Below are 26,615 nucleotides of genomic sequence, written 5' to 3'. Positions count from 1 at the left end.
AATTTCTAATCTTTATTTAAAATAAGTTTCATTGACTCCTTATGACCGGATTTTTGGTCTTCCAATCGTAGTATTATACATTCATTACCTTTAAACCCAGTAAGATAAATCGACTCGCCTGTACAGTTTTTCATTGATTTCAGCTTTTTTCCATCCAATGAATAAAATTCGAGGTTTAAAGTATATTTTCTACCATCAAGCGAATATAATCTAACAAAACCATTTGTTGGGTTTGGGGACACAAAAAAGTTTGTTTTTTGATTATTTGTGATTATGCTACCTGAAATCTTATTAGAATATTCTGCCATTTGATCGTTGTCAATGTAGCGATTATAGTACATATTGAGAAAAGCTCTTAATATGCCTGTATAATCTTCAAAAGAAGTAGATGCTAGTTCCTCCAAATATTCAATTAATGAATCAGGCAAATTATAAAGGTCATAGTCTACTGATTTTAAAGAATCCAAATATTCAGTTGCCAATTCAAGAATACCTTTGTCAACCAATTCTGCCGAATCTGCTATACTTAAGCCTCCTAAATAAGTGAGTAGGGTATCTAAATATAACTTATGCCAGTAATTTTGAATTATAGTAAGCTCTTCCGCTTTAGGATTGGTTCTTGATAGCCAAGTCTCGAAACTTTCCTCATTCATTTCTAATGAATCTGAATGTTGCATTGCAGATAAAACACATAATTCCATACCCACTTTATAATCTGCAATTTGTTCTTGCATTATCTTTCTCATACTATCAGAAGCGTATTGCATAGCAGTGGTCAGCAATTGTCGCATAGAATCGAAAGTCGTCCATGTAGCATGATTTTCATCATCATCGTATGTTTCTTCTTCAGCAGGGTTACCACTTGTTACAGTTGTGGGAGAAAGTGTATCTTTACAGCCAGCTCTATTGGCTGCCGCATTGCCACTTTTAAATTGATATTCGCAAGTGATATGAGTCTTGGGGTCAAGTGTAAAGCGATAGTTTGTAATTTCACTAGTTCTTATAGAAACAAAACGATAGTTAGAAATAGTATCGGCACGTTTGTTTCCAGATGCAGTACTCGGGTTGCCCCAACTTGGCTTTATAGGAATATTTGAACCCGAAGTATTATTGTCATAAACACATTCATCTGTATTTTTCCATGTGTTACAAATTGCATTTGTCAATGATTGATCGCCAGGAATTTTCAAAGTGCTTTGATAAAAATAATTCTCTTCAAATTGTTGCGTGGTAGTCGGAGCTTTAATTATCAATTGTTTTCTAAAATTATTTGAATGCCACAATCCATAACTTTCCATCTCTTGATCAACTTCTCCATCAATCCAGTTATGTTTGACACTTGCATACATACATCTATTACGAATCGCTATATCGCAATTGATAAACCTACTATCTTGAATTCTTAAACCATTTAGGCCTTGCTTGTATGTTCCATCTGTCTCTTTATTGATACCTCTTCCCATGTTTTCAATGATAGATCCATTTTTAATCAAGACAGAACCAGCCATTGACTTTATTCCGGTAATTAAATTATTTCTTGTACTTTTAGTCAACGTGCTTTTGTCTAATGTAATAGATGCACCTTCTATTTGGATTTGAGTATTAAAACAATCTTCTGGAACCACTAACGTACTACCATTTCGAATTACAATTCCCCCAACTTCATCAAATGAACTAAAATTCTTTTGTCCCTTATCTTTTACATTAATCATCTTAAAATTATTCTGCATGTTACTACTGTCTATCAGAATGCCGCCAGAACCATTTGGTGCTTGAATTCCATTATTGGAAAACTCTATTTTTGATCCAGATCTAACATGCAAAAAACCTCTGGGATTTATAGATGGGCCACCTCCAAGTGGTGGTGGAATTGATTTAGCATTACCTCCTAAAATATAAATACCATCCCAATTTCCTATTAGATCTGTACAGGCTGTATCAATCAAGCCTTTTGTAATTGTAGAATTTACTAAAGTTAATGATCCAAAAGGTGTAATTGTGATTTTAGAACCGGGACACATTTTTTTTACCACGTTTGTCCAAGTCGTAGCGCTTGAAATTAAAATATTGCCAGTGCAAAAACTGGTATCATATTCACAATTGGTAATATAGGCTTCAAGGTTTTCATCTATTTCTCTGTGCATGGCAGAAAATTGGCCTTGTGTAAATGAATTCCAACAAGATCTTGAATATCCATCTGCCATTAGGTTTTTGAATGGAATTTTCCACGGTAAAGTACCATTACCACATCCATCCCTAATTGATGGAGTTAAAGTACCTAATTGAGTACAATTATTCACCCATTTCGTTCCATCTACAGTACCATCACGATCAGCATCCATTCTTATTGGATCTGCGTCGGTATCACTAATTCTGTCCCCTTTAATTGCCGAGCCTCCTTTGCATTCCCAAGTCGTACTGTCTAAAAGGATATTAAAAGCCGAAGTATGCCAAAGAGATAAGACATGCCCAATTTCATGTGCAAGAACTTTGGCATCAAGGATAGAATAAACATATTTATTAATGGTATCCTGTTGTCCATATCCAAAGCCGTCGCTATTATTAAAGCTCTGCTGAAATATAAATACATTGATTGCATTTTCTACATAATTAAACGGAGGCCATGTTTTGCCCTTACCGTTTTGATCAATAATTGCACTGTCTACATTATTCACTGCTGTAATAACTTTTATAGAATCATGATCTTGAACATTTACACATTCGTCAACAAGATGAAATTGAATATTACCAGGTAGATAATATTTGTTTAAATCACCTAGTAGGTTTCTAATAAGTTCATCAGCTGGCACATTGATTGGGTTATGAGTATTGTTAAAATAATGAAATTTAATTTTCATGCATTTTGGATCTGTCAATTCTAAGCCTTCATAAGGCTCAGGAGCATGGGATTCATCTTCAATCATTGGACACAAAGATTGGGCATAGGCAATACGATTGCTAAAAACCAATAAAACAATAAATAGAATTGCCTTAAATATTAACAGTAATTGATTTAATATAAAGTGTTTCATTTTTATGTAATTTATAAGTTAAAAATTCAAATAAAGTCTAATTGCATACATGAATCACGTATGCATTTTTAATTTCAATAAAGTCAAAGCAAAATTTTTTATGCAAACTTAAATGATGCAGAATTTAATAAATCTATTTCAATAGGATTGCATTCTACATTCGGCTTAATTCTTTCTGTTAAGAGATAAAGATCTTTTGAGAAGTAATTATCGCTATCTAAGAATTCAGCCATTAAAATCCTGGTGGAGTAAAATCTTGATTTTCCATGTTTCAATTTTTAAGTTTAAATAATAATCGTTGATTCTATTACTACAGAATCAAATAAATCCTTGGTCAGCTTGATACAAATTGCTGTTATCGAAAATGGATATAATTCAGGGTTTCAAAGAATCAAAGAAAGTACAATACAAAATTAGATAGATTAATAAATAGGATGTGAGGGACAAATTTGGACAAAACAATACAAAATGAGACAAAACGGGACAGGTTAAGCCTCAATATCAAACCCTAATAGTTGACGTATGCTCTTTTGATCCTCTGGCGAGATCAATCCTGGCTTTAAAATAAAACCCTTGGCTTTCAACTTGCGTATAAGTGTTTTTGGTGAAAAGCTCAAAGAATGAGCTAACGCATCCCGAGTGGTAGCTAAATGAAGAAAATGCTCTTCATCATTTAATATCGGCAGATGAAATGGTTTCATAGCATTGAATTATCATATGACCGCAATTAATACTTTGCAGATCAAAATAAGAAAATATAAAATTGGATTATTTAATTAAATAGCGATACTGCTTGATTTGAGTAAGGATTACTCTATGGCAAATTTAATCCGAATTTTCAATTATCAAATTATTTTAGTTAAAAATTTAGAGAAAATCAGAATTAAGCCATAACATAATCCTGGTTTAATAATATTAAAAATTTTATACGTTTCGTTTACAACAATTTATAAACTAATTGGTCTCATAGTAATTTAAATCCTTAGCAAAGCTCTCTTTTAAATACCAGGTTGATAATGCACTTAATAGCAAACATGCAATTCCTACGATCCAACTTGCCAAGGTAATGTTGTATTGACCCATTAAATAGTTAAATGTGAGTGTAATAGGTATCACAGCGCCTCTAACAAAATTTGGTACCGTTGTCGTGACAGTAGCTCGGATATTGGTTCCAAATTGCTCAGATGCAACGCTAACAAAAAGTGCCCAAAATCCGGTAGCAATGCCTAACATAAAACTTAAAAAATAAAACTGCTGGGCACTAATACCTTTAACGTTTAAATAAATTAGCATTAAAATAAATGTAAGGAAGAGATATGTAAATATAACTTTTCGCCTGCTTCGCCAAACCTGACTCAACCAACCGGAAATAAAATCGCCAATGGATAATCCAATATAAGAATACATAATTGCATCCCCCGTTGAAATTGGATCTGCAATTTGCATCGTTGCCGCAAACTTCGCAGAAAACTTTACAAGAATACCAATTACAAACCAAACCGGTAAGCCCACTAAAATACAAGCTAAATATTTAAAGAAGATTTCCCTTTTGGAATAACATTAAAAAATTTCCCTTCTTGATATATTTTTCATCTCGAAGCTTTTCAAACAAGCCACTTTCAAACGTTCCAATTCTGAAAACCAATAAAACCAATCCTAAAACACCTCCTACAATATAAGAAATTTGCCAATCCCATTGTTTAGCGACAAGATTTCCTGCAACAGCACCCAATGCGCCTGCAGATACTACAATCATGGTACCCCAACCTCGGTTTTCTTTATCAATAATTTCTGATATTAAAGTGATTGCAGCTCCCAATTCACCACTCAATCCAAATCCTGCAATCAATCGCACAAATTGGTATTGGTAAATGTCTGTAACAAATGCATTTCCAATGTTTGCTAATGAATAGATAAGTATAGATGAAAATAAAATAGACTTTCTACCTAGCTTATCTCCTAAAATACCAAATACAACGCCTCCCAACAACATACCACCCATCTGCCATAAAAATAAAATATAATCATAGCGAATCACATCCTCGGGAGATAAGTGCAATCCCTTTTCTAACGACTCCTTTCCAATAATATTAAATAATTGCAAATCGTAGATATCAACAAAATAACCCAATGCAGCTACCAATACCGGAATATTGAACAGGATACTTCTTAATTTACTTTTTTGATGCTGCATTACATGTTGATTTGCTTTTATTAAATTCGTTGACTTGTATAAACTATAAATTTAAAGGCTGGGAAAATCCTCTTTCAACAGACAATATATTAAACTATCTAAAAACTGCCCGTTATAAAAATAATTTTCTCTGAAATACGCTTCCTGAACAAATCCATGGTTTTCCAATAAAGTTTTTGAAGCAGTATTTTCAGGATTGACATTTGCTTCGATGCTATGCAGTTTGAGCCCATCAAAACCAAATGGAATAATTGTCCGAAATGTCTCTTTCATATATCCCTGTTGCTGAAACTTTGGTGCAAGCATATAGCCAATTTCACCTCGGTGATTTTCAGCATCAATACGCCAAAAGCCTATAGTGCCTATTAGTTCGTTTTCTGGTTTTAGAGTTATTCCCCATGAAATGCCTTCATTTAGTACTAAGGAATCATCAATCTTTTTTATTAATTCCAATCCGTCTTTTTCACTTGTTGTATACGGTCTGTCAATGTATTTCATAACTTGTGGGTCGGATCGCAGTGCATGAATTGCTGCTGCATCTCTTTTCAAAATTCTCCTGAAAATCAATCGCTCAGATTCTAATTCAGGAAAGGGATAAAAATTGAGCTCAAGCATGTTTTTAATTCAAAGCTTTGTAGCGTTCGTTTAAAATATTTAAATGATGCATGGTATGACCCAATAAAATATAAGCAATTGCTCTTGCTGAAACCGGACCATTTGCTATAAACTTGCTGGCCTCCTCAGATACGGATTCAAAAAATTTCAAATTGCTTTCTCGGACGGCTTTAAATTCTTCTAAAATATTTTCAAGGCTTCTTGAACTTACATCTGCATTTGCAGCATACAAATTTTCATCCACACTGGGTAATGGGGACTTGTCATCTCCACGTGCAGCAACCAAGGCTCGATATCCCATCACCCGTTCGGTATCAACAATATGTAAGAGCATTTCTTTCACCGTCCACTTTTCCGGAGCATAGCGGTAATTTTCCTGCACTCCCTCAAATGTCATAAATTGCTTGAAAGTGATCTCAGTATTTGCTTTAGTTAATTGAATAATTTCTCCTTCAGGAACGAGTTGAATGTATCTTAAAAAATAATCTCTGTGTTCATGTGCTTGCGGTCTTTGCATATTGAAAATTATAATTTTAATTAAATGTCTTTATTCGATTCAAGGTTTGAGTTCAATCGATAACTCAACGCGCCACTTGGACAACAATTAATTTGATTTACCAGTGCTTCGGTATCTGCATTCGTTGCATTTATCCATGGCTTTTCTTTTGGATGATAAACAGCCGGTAACATGCGTACACAAATACCTGAATGCATGCATAGATCCGGTTTCCAAATAATCGTAATTTCATTCGTGCTATATTCAAGTTTCTTCTCCATTTCTGAATTTTAGTTTCTTATTAAATTCGTTGAAATTTTTAATTTCGATACATTAATTCAATAATTTAATAAAAGTAAGTTTTAAGCTTGCTACAAAATAAGGAAATTTTAAATGCATCTCCTGCGTTAATTAATTTTGATAACTATTTACCAGTATGAAAAACATCTCAAATATATTAAGCTACCTATTATTTTTTAGCTTATTTAGTTCTTGTTCTAAAAATGCCCCAATCTGTAAAGAGCAAATTAAAACTGATTGCATTTGTACGATGGATTACAATCCAGTTTGTGGCTGCAATCTTAAAACTTACCCAAATGCATGCTCAGCTCAATGTTCGGGTATTTATGAATTCAAAGCTGGAGAATGCCCTCAATAAAACATATTACAGATATCTTTTTATACTTATAATAGATAGTCTAAGTTTTATATATAGGACTGAATAGCATATGATGGAAGAATTTTGTACAGGCTATTGAATCATAAACTTTTACACATAATAAATTTAAAATGTAAAAAAAAAGATAAAAATTAACAAAAAATCAGGGTTTACCCTGATAAAAATCAGGGTTTACCCTGATTGACAATTGAAAAACTACTCGTACTTTTGCCTTATTCTTCCCCGCACATATCCGTCCCGTTTTTAGGAACAGATTAATACATCTTTTAAATATACCGCTAATGCATCTCTTAAAAAACCATTTTTGGGCATTATTATGCCTCGTATTCAGTTTCGAACTACTCGCGCAGCAAGTTCCTGAATTAAAAGTCCAGTTTAAGGACTTAAGCAAGTACTCTAAAGTGGCCCTTCAGGTAACTGAAGCCCGCAATTCCGTAGGGGTATTCCAAAACACACAACCCCTTCGCCTGAGCAATAGCTCTGAAACTCATTTTAAAACCAGTCTGGACGGTAAGTACCAGCTTTTAGATGTTCTTCAAACAGAAACGCAAAAATTACTTTTAAATAGACCTGAGCAACTTACGCTGGTAATCCCAACCAATTCACAGGAATTTATTAAGCTGGACCTTGTACGTGTAAATATTCTGGCTGAGGGATTTCATGTTTTTACATCAGATCAGCAAAAGCTGCCATACAATTATAAAGAAGGTGTTTATTACCGCGGTATCATTCAGGGTCGTGTGGAAGGAACCATGGCATCCATTAGTATTTTTGAAAACCAAATCATCGGTAGTATTTCTGATGATTATGGCAATTTGGTAATTCAGCCAAATAAAGATACTCCGGGTCAAATGATTTTATTTTATGATCGCGACATCAAGCAATCCTTTAATTATGAATGTTTGACGGATGATGCAAATACAATCGATAAACCAATCGAACAAAGAGGCATACAAGCCGCTGGTGATTGTGTTAGAGTATATGTAGAATGTGATTATGCCTTGTATGTAAATAAAGGAAGCAGCACGACGGAAACCGTAAACTGGATTTCAGCCGTATTTAATAATCTTGCAACTTTGTATGCAAATGAAAGTATCAATACTGCAATTTCTGAAGTGTTTGTTTGGACTAGCCAGGATGGATATAGTAAAACTGATTCTTATACAGCATTGACACAATTTAGAAATGCCCGTTCAACTTTTAATGGAGACATCGCGCATCTTGCTGCCTTAGGTGGAAGCAACATTGGAGGAATTGCCTGGTTGGATGTTTTATGTTCTTCTTATAAATATGCTTACAGCAATATTTACGCTTCGTATTCAAATGTACCAACATATAGTTGGACTGTAGAAGTTATGACGCACGAGATGGGTCACAACCTGGGTTCAAATCACACGCATTGGTGCGGATGGACCGGAGGCGCTTTGGATAATTGTTATACTCCTGAAGGAGGTTGTGCAAAAGGTCCAGCCCCAACCAATGGTGGAACGATTATGAGTTATTGCCATCTTACTGGTTATGGAATTAATTTCAATAATGGCTTTGGTACACAACCGGGAAATAAAATCCGTGCTGAAGTTGCAGCTGCTACCTGCCTTGGAACCAGTTGTGGCGGCGGAGGGGGTTGTAATGCTCCAACCGGATTGAATATTACCAATATTACACAAACAACCGCAACTGGAAATTGGAATGCCGTATCCGGTGCAACCTCTTATACATTTGAATATAAAACAAATGCTGGTACTACATGGACCACTGCAAATACCAGTAACACGAATTACAACATGACTGGTTTGACTGCAAACACGCTTTACAATACGAGAGTAAAAGCAACCTGCTCTTCTGGTTCATCTAATTACAGTTCAACAGTAAATTTCACAACCAGCAGTTCTGGCTGTGGAACTCCTACTGGTTTAGCCGTTACCAATATTACACAAACAACCGCAACCGTATCCTGGAATGCAGTTTCCGGAGCCTTGTCATACAATTTTCAATATAAACTTACATCCAGTCCAACCTGGAGTCAATCAAACTTTACCAGTACCAGTGTAAGCTTGACTGGTATGTCTCCAGCTACAAGTTATGATGTTCGTGTTCAAACTGTTTGTGCCGGATCAACCAGTGCATTTAGCAGCACAGTAACATTTGTGACCCAATCCAGCGGTGGTTATTGCACATCAAGAGGAAATAACTCAAATTACGAATGGGTAAAACGTGTCAACTTAGGAAGCATTGATCGCAATTCAGGTAAAGACGGTGGTTACTATAATGCAACGGCTTTAAGTACAGATGTAAGTAAAAGTTCTACATACACCATTAATTATCAAGCTGGATCAACCGGTGCATCCGGAACATTGTATTGGAGAGTTTGGATCGATTTTAACAACAACAATTCGTTTGCTGATGCCGGCGAACAAGTTGTATCCGTTGCTTCCAGCAGTTTGAATTTACTCAGCTCAAACATAACCATTCCAAGTGGAGCTGCTACTGCAAAAGTGCGTATGCGTGTTTCTGTAAAATATGGTGGTTACGCCAGTTATTGTCAAACCTTTGCGTATGGTGAAGTTGAAGATTATTCTGTAAATATCAAAGCAGCAGGTACTTCAATAAATCCAAACAATGTCCAAAATGTAATCGATGAAATTTCTTTGTATCCAAATCCATTTTCAAACAATTTCAATTTGGAATTTAATGCAAATGTGGATCAGAAAGTTCAATATTTAATTCTTGATCCTCTTGGACGTTTAATTAAAGAAGAGGCCATGGATGCTGTTCAAGGTCGCAATACATTTAAAATTGAAACTGGAAATTTAGTTCCATCAACGTATCTCATTCAAATAAAATCATCCAATGAAAGCTATTATCGCAAGATGATGAAACTTGAATAATCAGATTTAAACAGGGATTTTTTTATCTCATTTCTGAAAATCTGTTCGTCCCAAACGAACAGATTTTTTTTTATATTTAAATTAGCTGAAGGTTTGTAGGCTGTAGGGAAAAGCTGTTAAGCTGTTAAGCTATTATGCTGATAAGCTGATAAGGCAAATACATAAATTTTGCATTGGTTCATTATTCCATTATTGCAGCATTGTAGAATTGTAGAATTGTAGAATTGTAGAATTAGAATTACCCTAAAGACTCTCTACAGACTACACCCTCCTCCTACCACACATACTGTTTCTTATTCATCAAAAGGGCCTCACCGGTAAAACACTGCTCCCCTGTGGCTTTATCAAAAATTGCGCAATCGTATAAGACGCGGTTTTTTTCTGGGAATACTTCCTTTACTTTAATAATGGCTTCATAATCTGTCTCAACAAACATGGGTTTTAACCACTGCATGCTTTGTTTCAAATAAACATGTCCGTCAGCTTTCCAAAGTGCGCCAAATATTTTTGTAAAAACAGATCCACCTAAAAAACCGTGGATAATGTTTCTTCCAAAAATGCTGGCTTTTCCTGCTTCCGGATCAATATGCAAAGGATTTACATCTCCTGAAACTTTTGCATATAAATTAACATCTTCCTGAGTATATCGGAAAATATGGCTGAATTGATCTCCTATTTGTAGCATTTTAACGTTTATTAATATATTCTTTACAGTCGCACCTCGCTGTTGTAGTAAATTTGCAGTGCAATAATAAGAATTCTAAAAAATAAAATTAACGTATCATGGCAACTAACGGAAACAATTCAAAAAACATGGTAGATTTAATGGTAGAAAACCAAACAAAATTGGTAGATCAAGCCGTTGAAGCAACCAAAAAATTAACCAAAGACATCCCATTTGTAAACGAAACACTGGATAAGGGTAATAACTTGTTCAAGACGAATTTACAAAATCAGGCTAGCTTTATTGCTAAAACAACTGAAACTATTACAGATAGTAGCAACGAAATGAATAAAAATACTGAATTTGCGAAAAACTATTTCGAACAATGGTTTGATAACCAAACAAACTGGGCTAAAAACATGTTTTCAACAAATCCTATTTCGTCAAATGGTTTCAGTGCCAACCCGACCGAATGGATGAATTCATGGCAAAACTGGATGACTCAAGCTCAATCCAATATGCAGACAAATCCATGGAATCAGATGATGAATCATAACAACTTCATGAATTTTCAAGGTAAAATGAATGATGGGGTTCATCAGTGGGGTCAGTATGTTAAACAATACATGGATTTAATGAACAGTGGCAATGGTGACTGGTGGAAAGGAATTTCAAATATCACTGCAGCTGATTCTTATAAAGGAATGAATCACATGGCTGATAGTCTGAATAAATTCTATGAAATGTGGCTTCCAATGTTTAAAAGCATTCAGGAAAAGAATTTCAATTTGGATGTATTTAATCAAAATTTAAGTCCAGAAAAATACAAAGAGTTTATCGATAAATTTTTCAGCTTTATGCCAGAAGATTCTCGCAAAGCATTTGACCAAATGAATCACAATTTCGTTTCTTACATGAAACAAATGAGTGAAGCAGGTTTAAAAAATTATCAAGGTTTTAAAACTGGTTTGAATTCTAATCCATTTGCAAATACAAATCCATTTAATCAAATGATGGATATGTATGTGAACTGGAGAAATGCCATGTCAGAAGCGGTTTCACCATTATCTAAATTGGTTGAGGAAAACAGCAATGTAAAAAATGCGAAGGTTTGGAATGAAATTTATGACCAAATGATGCAATTCAACATTAAGAATAATGAACTGCAATACATGATGTACCAACACGGTATGAAAGTAATGGAAGACGTTGCAGTTGGTGTTGCACAAAAAATAGAAAAAGGCGAAAGTTTTGACAGCATCGTTAAAGTTTACCAGGATTGGTTAATGAAAGGCGATGAAAAATTCAGCAGCTTATTTAACAGTGACGAATACAGTAAATTGATGACTGAGGTAAGCAGCCTTCAGTCAAAAATTAAAATGGAAATCGATAAGCAAATGGAAAAAATGTTTTTTGTAAATCTTCCAGTAGCAACCCGTACTGAAATGGATGAAGTATATAAAAACATTTACGATTTGAAAAAATGTATAGAAATTTGGAACGTACAATGGGTGCTGAACAAACAGAAGAAGCAAAACCTGTTTCCAAGAAAAAATAATTGATTCTTAATGAATTTGAAAAAAGCCCGGCCATTCATCCGGGCTTTTTTATTTTTGCACACTAATTTAAAAACATGATCAATTCAACTGCGATTTATGAAGAGCTTCTTTCAGTAAGCGGCAAAATTCAAAAAGGTTATGATACCTTAAAAGATATTGATGCCGTTGAAGTGGGGACCACCCCTAAAGAACTCGTATGGGAATGCGATAAGGTTAAGCTCTATCATTATATTCGGGAATCTCCTGCTAAATGTAAAATTCCCGTACTCGTTTCATTTGCCATCATGAATCGTCAGGATGTATTGGATTTACAGCCAGATCGATCCTTGATTAGAAAATTAATGGAAGAAGGATTGGATATCTATATTATGGATTGGGGATATCCTACTCGTGCTGACCGCTATTTAACGATGGAGGATTATATTTTGGGTTATTTAAATGATGCAATTGATTTTATCCGCAAGCGTCACAAAGTGCCTAAAATTCACAAAATGGGAATTTGTCAAGGTGGTTTGTTCAGTATGATTTATGCTGCAATTCATCCGGAAAAACTTCAAACACTGAGTACCTATGTCGCTCCTTATGATTTTAGGGATGCGAATTGCAATATGCTGTATAAGTGGACCAAATATGTGGATGTGGACACCATGGTGGATTCAAATGGCTTGATCAGTGCCGAAATGCTCAACAGTGCATTCAGTATGTTAAAACCCAGCATGGAATTATCTAAATTTTTTGGAGTCATGGACATGATGGGCGATAAGGATAAATTAATGAATTACCTCCGCATGGAAAAATGGAAAAATGATTGTCCAGACCTTTCTGGTGAAATGTATCGGAAATACATAAAGGACCTTTTCCGTGATAATAAATTGATTAATGGCAATTTCGAGTTGGATGGCAAAAAGGTAGACTTAAAGAAAATGACCGTTCCCTTCTTGAACATCTATGCGACTGAAGATAATATTATCCCAAATGAGTCTACAAAAGCAGTAATGGATCATATTGGAAGCACTGACAAACAGCTTTACGCATTTCCAGGTGGGCATATCGGGGTATTTGTTGGAGCAAAGTCACAAAAAGAACTGGCACCCAGTGTTGCAAAATGGGTGATCGAACGATCTTAGGTTCGCACCCTGCTGTGTGGTAAATTCGCCTTCTGCCTTAAATTCTGAAAAAGTATTTTCTCGCATTGAGGCTAAGCCGCAGAGGACCACCCAGGTTCCTGCTAACACCTTTCAACCAATAACTATCAACTATTTTATTGCACGCAAAGACGCAGAGACACAGAGCACCACACAAATTCCTTCTAACAACTATCAACCAACAACTATCAACTAATTTATTGCTCGCAAAGAGGCGGAGACACATAGGACTATTCAAATTCCTCCTAACAACTAACAACTATCAACTAATTTGCTTCTCGCAAAGAGGCGGAGACAAATAGGACTATTCAAATTCCTCCTAACAACAATCAACTAACAACTATCAACTAATTTGCTTCTCGCAAAGAGGCGGAGACACATAGGACTACTCAAATTCCTCCTAACACCAATCAACTAACAACTATCAACTATTTTGCTTCTCGCAGAGACGCTGAGACCCAAAGGACCACCATTGTTCCTTCTAACAACTTTCAACCAACAACTATCAACTAATTTCTTTCTCGCAAAGACGCGGAGGCGCAAAGGAGGACACATGCTCCTACTAACACCTATCAACCAACAACTATCAACTAACAACTATCAACTAATTTCCCAAAATGTTCCACGTGGAACATTTTGTCAGACATTAATTTAAAAAGGGGTTTGTCAGCTTCTCCTGACCGATGGTTGTTGCTCCCCCGTGTCCAGGATATACCATGACCTGATTTCCTAAGGGATACAATCTCGTTTTGATACTTGTAATCAATGTATCGTAATTGCCTCCAGGGAGATCCGTCCTTCCAATACTCCCTTCAAATAAAACATCACCCCCAATAACATAGTTCCTCTCTTTATTGTAAAAACACAAACTCGCTGGACTGTGGCCCGGAGTTAAAATACAGGTAAGATTTGCATCTCCAAGCGTAATTATTTGATTATCAACTAGATAAACTGATGAATGCTGTGTTTTTTCATACGGAACGCCATACATTTTTGCCACAATCTCAGCAGATTCCAGCACCGGGAGCTCACCAGAATGCAATTCGGCCAATAAACCATATTGCTCAGCAACAAATGAGAGTCCTAAAATATGATCTATGTGCGCATGGGTTAATAAAAGTCTCTTCAGAGTAATCCTGGTATCACTTATAAATCGTTTTAACTCCAGTCGCTCCGATGTATTTGAACAACCTGGATCAATAACGATCCCATCCAAAGCATCGTTATATAAAATATATGTGTTTTCAGAAAATGGATTAAAGCAGAAAGATTTAATATGCATCGAACTAAGTATTTTGCATCAGTAATGAAAATCAATTGTAAAATAGTATTAACGATTCTGGGAATGATAGTGTTCAGCACTGTATCGAAATCCCAGAATGCGGCTGAAGTATTTGGCAAAAATAAAGTCCAATACAATGAAGATCAATACGACTGGTGGATTTATGAAACAAACAACTTTGTGTATTACTGGTATGGCAAATCAAGAAACCCCGCTCAATTTATTATTGAAATTGCTGAATCAGAAAATAACTATGTACAGAAATTATTTGAATACCATTTGAAAGATAAAATTGAAATTGTTTTATATGCTGATGCATCTGATCATGCGCAGTCTAATATTGATTTAACCGGGATAATAAATGAAAAAAATTGGAGTTCATCTCCTAAAATAAAAGATCAAAAAATATTGCTTTATTTCACAGGCAATCATCAACAACTAAAAAAAGATCTCCGAAGTGGTATTGTGCAAATTTATTTCAATTCCATGTTTTCCGGAACGGCCTTGCAAGAAGTCGTTCAAAAAGTGATTTCATTAAAATTACCGGAGTGGTTTGAAAAAGGTTTGATTGAATATCTTGCTGAAGGATGGTCTGCAAAAGATCAATTAGAATTATCTGAAAAATGGAAACAACGAAATTTTAAAAAATTCTCTTCTAAATATCCAGAATTGGCTGGCAAATCCTTTTGGAACTTTCTTACAAATACTTATGGCGAACAATCTATTTCAAACTGGTTGTACATGACCCGAATCCAAAAAGAATTGGGTGAAGCCGCTCAAGCCGTTTTCTCTCAAAGTTTTTCGGATCTCCAAATGGAATGGTATAACTATTATAAAAATAGCAGTGCTGGAAAAAATACAGATGAAACAAAACAAACTGCAAATTTTAAATTGCATTCTGAAGAAAAAATAATTTCACTCTTCGATGCTGAAAATCAACTTATGCTTGCTACTCAGCAAAATGGAAAAGCACGGCTCTTATCATACGATCTGATCAATAAGGATAAAAAATGTCATTTTAAAAAAGGCAGCCGGTCAAAACTATATCAATCAGATTATAATTACCCGCTGTACACTAAATCAATTGAAGGCGAGAGAGAATTCTACTTTTTTGAAAAAAGAAATCGCGTGTATGTAAGAATCGTAGATAGCAAAACAAAAAATAAAACAGATCTTAAGCTTCCCGAAGACATCCAACGCATTTATGCAGCATCTGTATTAAATAAGAACGAACTCTTGCTATCTGCTAATAATTCAGGTTATTCTGATATTTTTATTTTTAATTTAAAAACCAGACAATATAAAAAAATTACTGATGACATTTGGGATGATCTATCAGTGAAGAAAACGAATAAATCAAATAAAATATACTTTTGCTCAAACAGACCTGACTCCAATGTTATGGTAAAAAAAGTGGATAGCATCCTGCCCTTAGATAATTTTAAATTATTTGAAATTGACTTAAGTCAAGGACCAGATAAACCACAAATTAATAAGCTCCTCGATTTGCCAGACTATTCAATTGAATATTGGCAAGAGTTTAATTCAGACCTAATAATTAAAGCAAAACATGGACTTGAAACCAATTGGTTTCTATTTAAAGAAAATAAACTTTATAACATCAACTTCAATGAATCGGTAGACTTCTTATATACTTTAGATGCAGAAAGAACAGTTTTAATAATCCCTATAAAACCTTCCCAATACTCTTTTAAAATAATTCCAACAGCTGAAATTCAATTGAATCCTTACTCAAGCAATGAACTAATATCTAAAAAAAATAGCCTTGATAAATCAAAGGATACCTTAGTTGAAACCAATGCTTCCCCAATTTCATTCCAGTCAAAATTTGGAGATCCACCAACAATTAAAAATATTTTATCTGAATTTTATACAAAAAAACTTACGGCAACAAATCCTGGTAAAAGAACCATTCAAACTATTTTATCAGATAAATATCCAAACATAATAGATTTCAATTCAAATCTTGCCATTGCATATCGTAAACGATTTACCATTGAAGAATTGAGTTCTACGGTAAATAATGAAGTTCTTTTTTCAGGATTAAATACCTTTAGCGGATCTTCAGCAAATTATGAACCCCCCACAATTGGAATTTTATTAAAAGCCAAAATATCCGAAATATTCGAAAACCATTCTTTCGAAGGTGGAATTAGAATTCCTACAAATTTCAATGGCATTGAATCCTATGTGCTTTTTGAAAATAGAATCAAGCGAATGGATCAAAGCTATGCGTTCTATTATAAAACCAATACAGATCTTTCCGGTAATGGATTTGGCTCTAATATTAAAAAACAAACGAATACCGTTTTGTTAAATCACCAATTAAAATTTCCCTTTGATCATTACAACGCTTTAAAAGCAATCTCAACAATTAGAAACGATCATACCCAATATTTATCGACAAATCCTGCAACATTAGAAGACAGCATTGATCAATACCAACAACGAATTGGTACCCGTCTTGAATATGTATACGATAATGCGATTGATGTCTCCTTAAATATAAGAAATGGGTGGCAAGCAAAATTCTTCCTGGAGTTTTCAAAAAGATTTTCTCTAAACGCTCAAGATAATACTAAATTTCATTCAGGTGCATTGTGGCTTAGTGGCTTTGATATCAGATACCACTTGCCTGTATTAAAAAAATCCGTTTTCTCCAACAGAATTTATTCAAATATTTCTTTTGGTAAAGAAAAAATTCTTTATCATGTAGGCGGTACAGAAAATTGGATACTCGCAAAATACGAAGAACAAAATGCACTACAAACTACTGGAACGTATGTCTATTCGGCATTAGCAACTGAAGTAAGATCCTATGGTTATGGTGCATTGAAAGCAGGCTCTGTCTGTGGTTTTAGTTCCGAACTTAGGATTCCATTTCTTCAATATATTTTAAATCAAAATTGGAAAAATAGTATTTTAAGAAATTTTCAACTCATTCCATTTCTGGATGCAGCTTTTGTTTGGGACGGTTTATTACCAGATTTTAAAAATAGTTCTACCTTGGATTACCATGCTGAAAACCCTGCAGTCATCATCGATTTACAATATACTCGCAGACCCTACATTGCTGGAACTGGATATGGCTTACGGACTTCCTTGTTTGGATATTATATCCGCTTTGATCAAAGCTGGAAAATAAATGATGCCAAAAAAAGTAAAGCGCGCTATAGCTTTTCACTTGGCTTAGATTTTTAAAATGCTATTATTATTTGAACTAATAATAATTAATAAAGCTGCACTCACATTCCTATTGAAATATCAATGCAGTAAAAAATATACTAATTAAAAAGCTAGACGTACTGCTGCTCCACCAATGAAGGTATAAGGCTCTTTACTTGTTACCAGGCTATTCAGCGAACTAAAATATGCTTCAGCAAAAAGGTGATTAAATAAATTCAATCCCGCCTTTACCCCACCGTTAAATTTTCCATAACCACCATATGAAAGTTCTGCTCCTAGAATCAACTTTGGAGTTAATTTTATATCTACCAAACCTGACCACAAAGCGTCAGCATAATCAGATTGAATGTATTGATACTTAAAGCCTAAATCTAAAAATCCAGGAACCAACTCATGATAAATTCCAAAATTGAAAAGTACTGGTAAATTTACACGCTTCGACAAACCTGTTTTCTCATTAATAAACCTGCTTCTTAAATCTTCTGCATCTTTTATGTCCAAAGAAAACGAATCCAATATACCCGATATAACCACACCTTCAAAAACATAGGATGTATCTACGGTTCGTTCTTTTAGTTGTCCATTCCATTTCAAATATCCAAGATTATCCAAACTAAAATAGAATCCAAAACGATTCGAAAATTTATAATCAAATCCCAATTCAGTCTGAATACCAGAACCTGCAAAATTTAAAAAACCACCTGATGCTGCAGAAGCATCCAAAGAAACTAAATTTAAAGTGATATCAACAGCTCTTCCATCTTGTGCAGTGTAAAGCAACCCGTTCGTACTTTTTAAGTCCAAATAGTTTTTACTTCCTAAATATGCAAGCTTACAATAAAAAGAAAATCGATCTGTTTGTTTGCTTATCCCAACCTTAAAAGCTGAGTAGTGAAACAACTTAATATCTAAAGGACTTAAATTGGCTGTTTTACCTTCAAAACTTTTATTCCCTTTAAACAACAGACTAAATAAATCATTATGAACCCGTGTCTCATAAAAAATGTTTTCTGAAAATTCTAAACCAAAAAAATAGGGTCCGCTTCCTAATTTTTTATAAATGGAGAATCCTGAATTAAATCGTTCACCAACTCGAATTTGCTCACTGTTAAAATTAGCAATGCACTGATTCTTTTCTGCCTCACTAATAAAATTTCCTCTCAAATAATTCCAAGCGAATGAAGAAACAATTGTATTTGATGCAAAATGATTGTCTACGTTTACACTAACTATTTTATCTTTTTCTTTGTAATTCTGTATAAAATAATCACGAGAATTCCATTGCGCTGAAATTGCGTTAATACAAATTAGTAGCGTCCAGACTATATTAATTAATTTCATTTAGTATTGTTGTTTAAAAACTGAAAAAGATATTAATCTACTCTATAAATAAAATCTGCAGTCATTTGGAAGTCCAATTTTCCAGTATCATAAATGCGGGCACTCTGACCCGTTGGCTGTGTATCTAATACAGCAATTAGAAGTAATTTTCCAGAATTTAACAGTCGATCTATTGATTGCTTATCAACTGGAATATCGATTCGACTCAGCTGAGGATTGTAATTTGAACCGGGTAAAATATTGCTTGCTGCTAAAATCTTATGGCTTCCGTCCAACAGTGTATCAATGATAACATTGTTTTGATCCAAAACAAATAACTGCGCCTTTAATTCAAATGGAAATCCGTTGTTAAAAAACGTATGCAGATTGCCACTTTGAATTCCACTTAAGTCCCCTTTCGTCAAATCCATTTCTAAAGTATCACAAATTGTCAATCCCTGTGATTGTAATATCAATGGCAATTCAAGATTCATATTTAAATTCATAAATTCATTCTCATAAATAAAATCTCTATGATTGCTGACATTCCCTAAAGGATTTGCTTTTAATTGCAATGCATATGAAATTTGATCCGGAAGATTATTTATAAAATTCGTCAGATTGGAATTGTTTTCATCCAGTCTTATATTGGTATAGGTTGCACTAATTGGTAGTTGGCCATTTTGATCTGTTGCTCTGGGAATAAAAATTGGCTTGTTAATCTCCGTTGAACTTAATGCAATGACTTGATTTGTTTTATTGTTTATCGAATTAAACTCATTTAATTTAAATTCCAAATCAACTCCAACTTTGTTTTCAAAATCAATTGACAATTTTGCCTGATCTAATAGCAATTTACCGGATTTTAAACGATTAAAAAAATCTAAATCAATCAAACTTGGCCCAGCAAATAAGGTGGTATCTCTAAGATAGCCACGTGCATATTCAGGTCGTAGATCTATAAAACCCAATTCAATATAAATACTGTCTTCTACAGAAAATGTCTTCATCACGCCGGTGCTATCAACTGAACCGATAACTTCATTAAATGCTAGATTAAATGAATCTTGATTTTGACCTGAAAGGTCCCAGGTATAACCACTTAAATCCTCATCTCGTTCAAACCGTGAACTTCCTCCCGGAGGCGCCGGATCAAGTACTTTAAACGCTTTTAAGGGAACTCCATTTTTAATGGCTCCTGGCAAACTATACGAAAACCGAACAGAATCCTGTAAGGTGCTATAAAGAATAATTCGTGCCTTTCCAGATTTAATACGAGTTTCCTTTAACTCAACGGGAAGATTTCTTAACTGAAAATAATAAGCCGAGTTAATCAAATTTTGTTTCGGCCAAATAGCAGTAGCTGTTATAGGGTGCAAATCATAAACTTTTAAAGTAGCTTTTATTGAATTGGCGGTATCAATTAATACCGGCACACCTTTACTGCCTGGAGAAGACAAGCTGATTAATTGTGCAATTAATTTACCTTCAACCGTCTTGCCTGCCAAATCAAAAGTCTGGCTTACTTCTGAATTTACAGCTATTAATGGAAATATACCGGTTACAACGACATCTCCTTTTTGCTCATTCTTCAATTCAAATTTAACATCTGTGATATCAATGGGCAGTCCATTAAACAATCGTACATCAAGCTTTCCATCCCTTAATGACATGGTGGTAAATAATGTGTCTGCATTGATATTAATGGCACCTGAACTAATCGCCGGTATTGCTGGAATCACCTGGGTACTGCCTTGTAAAAATAAAATCAACTGTCCTGTAGAACCGGCATTTCTGGCAATAGCTCCCAAAGTGATAGGATATTCAACGGTAGTACTATACAATGAAAGAGAATCTATTTTAAAGGTTTTCCGGGCACTGGTATCCGTAAAATTAATTAAAGAGTCAATGGATAAATCATACAAACTCTTTGAAAAAACCAAATTTACCAAATGACTGCTGTCCGTTTTATATAAATCTGAATCCAATAGATTATGGATGGTCAAACTGGATTTAACCAAAGGGGTCAGCAATTGGGTATCCCAGGAAGGCTCCTGAAGCTTACACGACCCAAGAATCCAAAAACAAGCTAATAGTAAAATAAGGGCATTCAGTTTTCCAAAGTTCATAGAAACATCATTTGTATAAAGGTAAATTTGCTAAGCCAGATTTCAAAATATGCAGCCCAAATCATCGCATCAAACAGGCCGGAATGGCATGATCAAACAAGATTCACTACAATTAATCTATAGTTGAAGGTAACAAGCAGCAGAAAATCAACGTATAGGGTCCTAATATCACATCAATTAACGATTTACTTATGAAAACTATTGCCTTTTTCTTTTTATCCCTTATATCTGTCGGAAGTCTTTTTGGAGCCTGTGAACTTTGGGATCTACAAGTTGAAAAAACGGATTGTAACCATGAAAAAAAGTTTATGGTCATCATCAATTTTAAATACAAAGACGTTGGCGAATGCTTTACTATTAAAGGCAATGGAAAAAATTATGGTAATTTTAAATACAATCAGCTACCGGTCAAATTAACTCTCAACGGAGATTGCCATACCGAATATGAATTTGTAATTCGCGATTGTCACACCGAATCTTGCAGGTTAGAATATTTTCTTGGAAAAGAATGTTGTGAGGTAGATTGTGAATTATCAGAAATGCGCATTGAAAAAACGGAATGTGACGATGATCAGAATTTTTGTGTTTTTATTAATTTTAATCACGTAGGGAATTCCTCTTGTTTTAAACTCAGTGGAAACGGTCATGAATACGGTCGCTTTAGTTATTCTCAATTGCCTGTAAAAATTTGCGGATTAAAAGCTAATTGTGAAACAGAATATGAATTCACTGCACAAGATTGCGAATTTGAAGCTTGCAACATTACTAAAGAATTAGGTATCGTCTGTTGTGAAAAAGTTTGTAAACTATCAGAACTCAAACTAGAAAAAACGAAATGTGATGATCATGGAAAATTCTACGTGTTTATTAATTTTAAAAGTTCAAATACCAGTGAATGCTTTAAAGTTAAAGGGAACGGTAAAGATTATGGCACCTTTAATTACAATCAATTACCGATTAAAATAGGACCTCTTGATGGTGATTGTAAAACAAATTATGAATTTAAAATCATTGATTGTCATGATGAGCATTGTCAAATAACTGGTAATTTAGGCATTGTTTGTTGCGAACGAAAACAGTGCAGTATTCGCGATTTAAGAATTAATAAATCAGCTTGCGACGAACATTTAAACTTTTACGTTACAATCAATTTTAGATATAGTGGTACTTCCACTTGCTTTAAAGTACGTGGCAATGGTGTAAATTATGGAACATATAATTATACCCAATTACCCATTCGCATTGGTCCGGTGAAAGGAGATTGCAAAACCGCCTATGAATTTGTAGTATCTGATTGTGAAAATGAGGCCTGTAAAGCCTCAAAGAGCATTGGCAGGGTGTGTTGCGAGGAACACAAAAGGGAAGAGCTTCAAAATCAGGATACGGAATTTCAAGAATTGCCATCACAAATCACTAATTGGAATTTAAACTACCGTATTGAACAGCCAAATGAGTATCAATATTCACAGACTTCCAATCAATTTATCGTGAGATTTAATGAAACAATTCACACGAAAGCCTATTTATACAATGCTATGGGGCTGATTATCCAATCTGTTCCAATAGCTTCAACAGAAAACCGAATTGAAATAAATAATTCGAATCTATTACCAGGGATTTATTATTTACGATTCGAATTGGAAGGAAAGCAAACCTTATTAAGATTTGTAAAAATGTAGTTGAAGGATGAAGCTTTATAACAATAAAGCTTAAAAGCTATTAAGCTGACAAGCTATTTAGGTAAAAAATATATTGACGCTATCTTAATTAGCATTTCGATTTTTACATTCCTCACTTTTGCCTTATCAGCTTTTTAGCTTATTAGCTTGTCAGCTTATTAGCTATTTAGGTAAAAAATATATTGACGCTATCTTAATTAGCATTTCGATTTTTACATTCCTCACTTTTGCCTTATCAGCTTTTTAGCTTATTAGCTTGTCAGCTTATTAGCTATTTAGGTAAAAAATATATTGACGCTATTTTAATTAGCATTTCGATTTTTACATTCCTCACTTTTGCCTTATCAGCTTATTAGCTTTTTAGCTTTTTAGCTATTTAGGTAAAAAATATATTGACGCTATCTTAATTAGAATTTCGATTTTTACATTCCTCAATTTTGCCTTATCAGCTTTTTAGCTTATTAGCTGTAGAGCTAATCCTCCATTTCCCCTTTCAATCTTTCTGCCTGATCTGCTACTTGAAGGGCCTGAATAATTTCATCCAAATCGCCATTGACGATATCATTGAGATTATAAAGCGTCAGATTGATTCTATGATCTGTAACGCGGTTTTGAGGATAATTGTATGTGCGGATTTTGTCGGATCGGTCACCAGAACCCACCAACGAGCGCCGTTTTGAAGCGACTTCATTCTCATATCTCATTATATGAGCATCTTGCATTTTTTGAAGCATTCTATTAAAGGCAATTTCCCTGTTTTTGTGTTGACTTCTGCTATCCATTGATTCTGCAACGATTCCGGATGGAATGTGCGTAAAACGAACACCCGATTCTGTCTTATTGACATGCTGACCTCCTGCACCACTGCTTCGAAATGTGTCAACCCGTAAATCAGCTTTATTGATATTAACTTCTTCCATTTCCATCTTAGGCATAACAACCACCGTTGCAGCGGAGGTATGGACTCGACCTTGTGCTTCTGTTTTAGGTACCCGTTGTACCCGATGTGCTCCAGACTCAAACTTTAATTTACCGTACACATTTTCACCGGTAATCTCCATCACCACTTTATTATAACCTCCCACATTGCCTTCATTAACATCCAGAATTTCAAATTTAAGACCGTGTGTTTCAAAATAGCGTGTATACATTCGGTAAAGGTCACCAGCAAAAATAGAAGCCTCATCGCCGCCTGTGCCGGATCGAATTTCTAAAATAACATCTTTTGAATCTTCAGGGTCTTTAGGTATTAACAGGATTTTTAATTCCTCTTCCATACGCTCCAGCTCCGGCTTTAACTGTTCGAATTCCAATTGTGCCATTTCCCGAAACTCAGGATCTGAAAGCATTTCCTTAGCTTGCTTAAATTCTTCAGATTTCTTATTGTAAACAAGGTAAACACCTACAATTTCCTTTAAATCCTTGTACTCTTTACTAATTTTACTGTACTCAACCATATTGCTCACCACAGAAGGATCAGACATCCGTTCCTCCAGATATTGGTAGCGATCATAAATAGAATGTAATTTATCTAACAGCATGGTTTTTTTCTAAAGCGCAAAGATAGAAGGAATTGTGAATAGCTGAAATGCAGACCTGCAAGCCTACTTTATAAAGATAAACGTCCATACAGAATAAAAAAATCATATTTTGAAAAACCAAAATAAAATACTTAATTTGTAATTCACTTAATTTAAAACATACACATTTTGAAAATCACATGCTCCCTTTTAAGGACCACCGTTGACAACACAGATTTTCAAAAACTTGCCTTAGCATTAGATAAAGAATTAGCCATACGAGATGGTGATTTACATGCCTTTTATCACCAGTACAATGCATTAAAAGTACTTGATTATGTTGTTGTAGCTTATTTTTACGACAACGCGATTGCTTGCGGTGCACTTAAAAAGTATCATGAAAATATTGTAGAAATAAAAAGAATGTTTGTCCTTGAATCCGAACGGGGTAAAGGTATCGCATCATCAATCCTATCAGAATTGGAATTTTGGGCTAAAGAACTTAAATACGATCGGTGCATTTTGGAAACAGGTATTAATCAACCGGAAGCTATAAATTTATATAAAAAAAATAATTACACGATAATTCCAAATTATGGCCAATACGAAAATATTTACAACAGCATTTGTTTTGAAAAAATACTTTAACATTATTTAAACCGAAGTTACATTGTTACTCCACAATTAAGACAGATCCATTAATAACATAAAATCAAAGCGTAAAATAGAAACACTCGTTACAAGAATATTTAGAGAAACCCTTCATCTTGTACGTTTAAAATTTATTTTAAATAAAATGAAAAAAAGAAATGAAAATTTTACCGAATACTAAGCAATGTTTGAAGTTCCAAGGCCCAAAGCTTTAACTTAATTAATAGAAATCGCGAATAAAAAAAACATTTTGAAAATAGTAATAGCCATTAACTCTAAAATACCCGTCAATTTATATGGAGGAACGGAACGTGTGATCTGGTACCTCGGTAAGGAGCTCAGCCAAATGGGGCACACGATTTCGTACCTGGCTCCAGAAGGTTCTCACTGTAATTTTGCAAAAATAATTCCATTACTAAAATCGAGATCGATTCAAGAACAAATTCCACGAGATACAGATCTGGTTCATTTTCATTTTAGCTCTGAAGAAATTGATCAAATAAAAACTCCCTTCCTAATAACCATGCATGGCAACACAAATGATCAAAAACCATTGCATTCCAATACCGTTTTTGTATCATCAAATCATGCTGCCCGATTTGGATCCTCTTGTTATGTTTACAATGGTTTGGACTGGAATGATTATCCTTTGCCGAATTTTAAAAAGGAGCGAAGCTATTTTCATTTCTTAGGAAAAGCTGCCTGGCGAATAAAAAATGTACAAGGAGCCATCGATATAATCCTTGCAACTCCGAAAGAAAAATTAAAGGTATTGGGTGGATACCGATTTAATTTTAAAATGGGTTTGCGATTTACCTTTTCCCCCCGAATTTTATTTTATGGAATGGTCGGAGGAACGCTCAAAACAAATCTATTAAATGAATCAAAGGGTTTGATCTTTCCGGTGAGATGGCACGAACCCTTCGGTTTAGCAATTATAGAAAGTCTTTACTATGGTTGTCCGGTATTTGGCACACCTTATGGTTCTTTGCCTGAACTGATCCCAAAAGATTTTGGATATTTATCAAATCAAAAAAATAAATTGGTAGATGCTATATTAAATTCAACCGATTATTCTTCCGAAGCCTGTCACGAATATGCCTTAAATTCTTTTAACAGCAGAAAAATGAGTTTGGCGTATTTGGAAAAGTATAAAATGATTTTAGATCGGCAAGACTTGAATTTAAACCAACCTATCTTACAAGAAATACAAAAACAAAAGTTTTTAGAATGGTTGGATTAATAAAATGTAATAACGATTTGGATGTTATTGTCCTGGATACTTTTTAATTCGATCCTTTATTTGATCTGCAAGGATATTGCTACGGGTGGGTTTATATAGGTTTTCTTTAATTTTTTCACGAATAGATTTTTCTTTTAGAAACGCTTGATGACCTGCTGGATTTGATTGAATTTGTTTTAGAAATTCAAGTTCGTCATCCTGATTCATTTGGTGATCAAAAAAGAGAGCGATTCTTTTGTTTAAATCATTTCGCAAAAAATCTTTCATAAAAAACCATTTTAAATAAATTAATAGCTAAAAAATAGTGGATTC

General features: G+C 34.4%; 19 protein-coding genes and 1 pseudogene. 8 read left to right on the top strand and 12 right to left on the bottom strand.

From position 1 onward, the window contains the following. Positions 1–5: 5 nt before the first annotated feature. From IPK91_10515 to IPK91_10490, 6 genes and pseudogenes are all read right to left on the bottom strand, one after another. Positions 6–3,032 (bottom strand): hypothetical protein, encoded by a 3,027-nt coding sequence (locus tag IPK91_10515; GenBank protein ID MBK8297688.1) that lies wholly within the window; start codon positions 3,030–3,032, stop codon positions 6–8. 488 nt (positions 3,033–3,520) lie between these two features. After that, entirely contained in the window at positions 3,521–3,733 is a 213-nt protein-coding gene (locus tag IPK91_10510; protein ID MBK8297687.1) for a hypothetical protein, read from the bottom strand. A 253-nt stretch (positions 3,734–3,986) separates the two neighbouring features. Further along, positions 3,987–5,226 (bottom strand): annotated as a pseudogene (locus IPK91_10505) (MFS transporter). Positions 5,227–5,277: 51 nt separating this feature from the next. Continuing rightward, positions 5,278–5,841 (bottom strand): GNAT family N-acetyltransferase, encoded by a 564-nt coding sequence (locus IPK91_10500; protein ID MBK8297686.1) that lies wholly within the window; start codon positions 5,839–5,841, stop codon positions 5,278–5,280. Between the two features lie 4 nt (positions 5,842–5,845). Then, complete coding sequence (locus tag IPK91_10495) at positions 5,846–6,358, bottom strand: DinB family protein (protein ID MBK8297685.1); 513 nt, start codon at positions 6,356–6,358, stop codon at positions 5,846–5,848. 20 nt (positions 6,359–6,378) lie between these two features. Next, a complete protein-coding gene (locus IPK91_10490; protein MBK8297684.1) occupies positions 6,379–6,618 on the bottom strand; it encodes a (4Fe-4S)-binding protein in 240 nt (79 codons plus the stop codon). A 155-nt stretch (positions 6,619–6,773) separates the two neighbouring features. Between IPK91_10490 and IPK91_10485 the strand changes: the two genes are divergently transcribed. Both IPK91_10485 and IPK91_10480 read left to right on the top strand, forming a co-directional pair. After that, positions 6,774–6,995: a hypothetical protein gene (locus tag IPK91_10485; protein MBK8297683.1), complete on the top strand. Its 222-nt coding sequence runs from the start codon at positions 6,774–6,776 to the stop codon at positions 6,993–6,995. Positions 6,996–7,297: 302 nt separating this feature from the next. Continuing rightward, on the top strand, positions 7,298–9,904 hold the full coding sequence (locus IPK91_10480; protein ID MBK8297682.1) for a fibronectin type III domain-containing protein: 2,607 nt from the start codon (positions 7,298–7,300) through the stop codon (positions 9,902–9,904). Positions 9,905–10,178: 274 nt separating this feature from the next. Here the strand turns inward: IPK91_10480 and IPK91_10475 are convergent, their stop codons facing one another. Further along, positions 10,179–10,589: a MaoC family dehydratase gene (locus IPK91_10475; GenBank protein MBK8297681.1), complete on the bottom strand. Its 411-nt coding sequence runs from the start codon at positions 10,587–10,589 to the stop codon at positions 10,179–10,181. A gap of 98 nt (positions 10,590–10,687) precedes the next feature. Between IPK91_10475 and IPK91_10470 the strand changes: the two genes are divergently transcribed. Together IPK91_10470 and phaC are read left to right on the top strand one after the other, a co-directional pair. Beyond that, positions 10,688–12,130 carry a hypothetical protein gene (locus IPK91_10470; GenBank protein ID MBK8297680.1) on the top strand — a complete coding sequence of 481 codons (1,443 nt, stop codon included), beginning with the start codon at positions 10,688–10,690 and terminating at the stop codon, positions 12,128–12,130. Positions 12,131–12,201: 71 nt separating this feature from the next. Beyond that, positions 12,202–13,254, top strand: a complete 1,053-nt coding sequence (gene phaC, locus IPK91_10465) for a class III poly(R)-hydroxyalkanoic acid synthase subunit PhaC (protein MBK8297679.1) — start codon at positions 12,202–12,204, stop codon at positions 13,252–13,254. Between the two features lie 664 nt (positions 13,255–13,918). Here the strand turns inward: phaC and IPK91_10460 are convergent. Then, the gene (locus tag IPK91_10460; protein MBK8297678.1) at positions 13,919–14,554 is read right to left on the bottom strand and encodes an MBL fold metallo-hydrolase; all 636 of its coding nucleotides are present in this window, start codon (positions 14,552–14,554) and stop codon (positions 13,919–13,921) included. Between IPK91_10460 and IPK91_10455 the strand changes: the two genes are divergently transcribed. Continuing rightward, positions 14,549–17,776 carry a hypothetical protein gene (locus IPK91_10455; GenBank protein ID MBK8297677.1) on the top strand — a complete coding sequence of 1,076 codons (3,228 nt, stop codon included), beginning with the start codon at positions 14,549–14,551 and terminating at the stop codon, positions 17,774–17,776. The two genes, IPK91_10460 and IPK91_10455, sit on opposite strands and share 6 nt — an antisense overlap. 87 nt (positions 17,777–17,863) lie before the next feature. Here the strand turns inward: IPK91_10455 and IPK91_10450 are convergent, their stop codons facing one another. Both IPK91_10450 and IPK91_10445 read right to left on the bottom strand, forming a co-directional pair. Beyond that, entirely contained in the window at positions 17,864–19,102 is a 1,239-nt protein-coding gene (locus IPK91_10450) for a hypothetical protein (protein MBK8297676.1), read from the bottom strand. Positions 19,103–19,134: 32 nt separating this feature from the next. Then, positions 19,135–21,210, bottom strand: coding sequence for a hypothetical protein (locus IPK91_10445; GenBank protein ID MBK8297675.1), 2,076 nt, complete (start codon positions 21,208–21,210; stop codon positions 19,135–19,137). A gap of 191 nt (positions 21,211–21,401) precedes the next feature. Here IPK91_10445 and IPK91_10440 point away from each other — a divergent pair, with 191 nt between their 5' ends. After that, positions 21,402–22,889, top strand: a complete 1,488-nt coding sequence (locus tag IPK91_10440; GenBank protein MBK8297674.1) for a T9SS type A sorting domain-containing protein — start codon at positions 21,402–21,404, stop codon at positions 22,887–22,889. A gap of 473 nt (positions 22,890–23,362) precedes the next feature. On the opposite strand, the gene prfA is transcribed toward IPK91_10440, so the two are convergent. Further along, positions 23,363–24,430 (bottom strand): peptide chain release factor 1, encoded by a 1,068-nt coding sequence (prfA, locus tag IPK91_10435; GenBank protein ID MBK8297673.1) that lies wholly within the window; start codon positions 24,428–24,430, stop codon positions 23,363–23,365. A 168-nt stretch (positions 24,431–24,598) separates the two neighbouring features. Between prfA and IPK91_10430 the strand changes: the two genes are divergently transcribed. Both IPK91_10430 and IPK91_10425 read left to right on the top strand, forming a co-directional pair. Beyond that, a complete protein-coding gene (locus tag IPK91_10430) occupies positions 24,599–25,057 on the top strand; it encodes a GNAT family N-acetyltransferase (GenBank protein MBK8297672.1) in 459 nt (152 codons plus the stop codon). A 253-nt stretch (positions 25,058–25,310) separates the two neighbouring features. Further along, positions 25,311–26,303 (top strand): glycosyltransferase, encoded by a 993-nt coding sequence (locus IPK91_10425; GenBank protein ID MBK8297671.1) that lies wholly within the window; start codon positions 25,311–25,313, stop codon positions 26,301–26,303. A gap of 24 nt (positions 26,304–26,327) precedes the next feature. Here IPK91_10425 and IPK91_10420 read toward each other — a convergent pair whose 3' ends face one another. Then, on the bottom strand, positions 26,328–26,570 hold the full coding sequence (locus IPK91_10420) for a hypothetical protein (GenBank protein MBK8297670.1): 243 nt from the start codon (positions 26,568–26,570) through the stop codon (positions 26,328–26,330). Between the last annotated feature and the right edge of the window lie 45 nt (positions 26,571–26,615).

This window comes from Saprospiraceae bacterium (assembly GCA_016712145.1).
Classification (GTDB): Bacteria; Bacteroidota; Bacteroidia; order Chitinophagales; family Saprospiraceae; genus Vicinibacter.
Note: the sequence above shows the minus strand (reverse complement) of the source record. Positions and strands in the feature narration are given on the sequence as shown.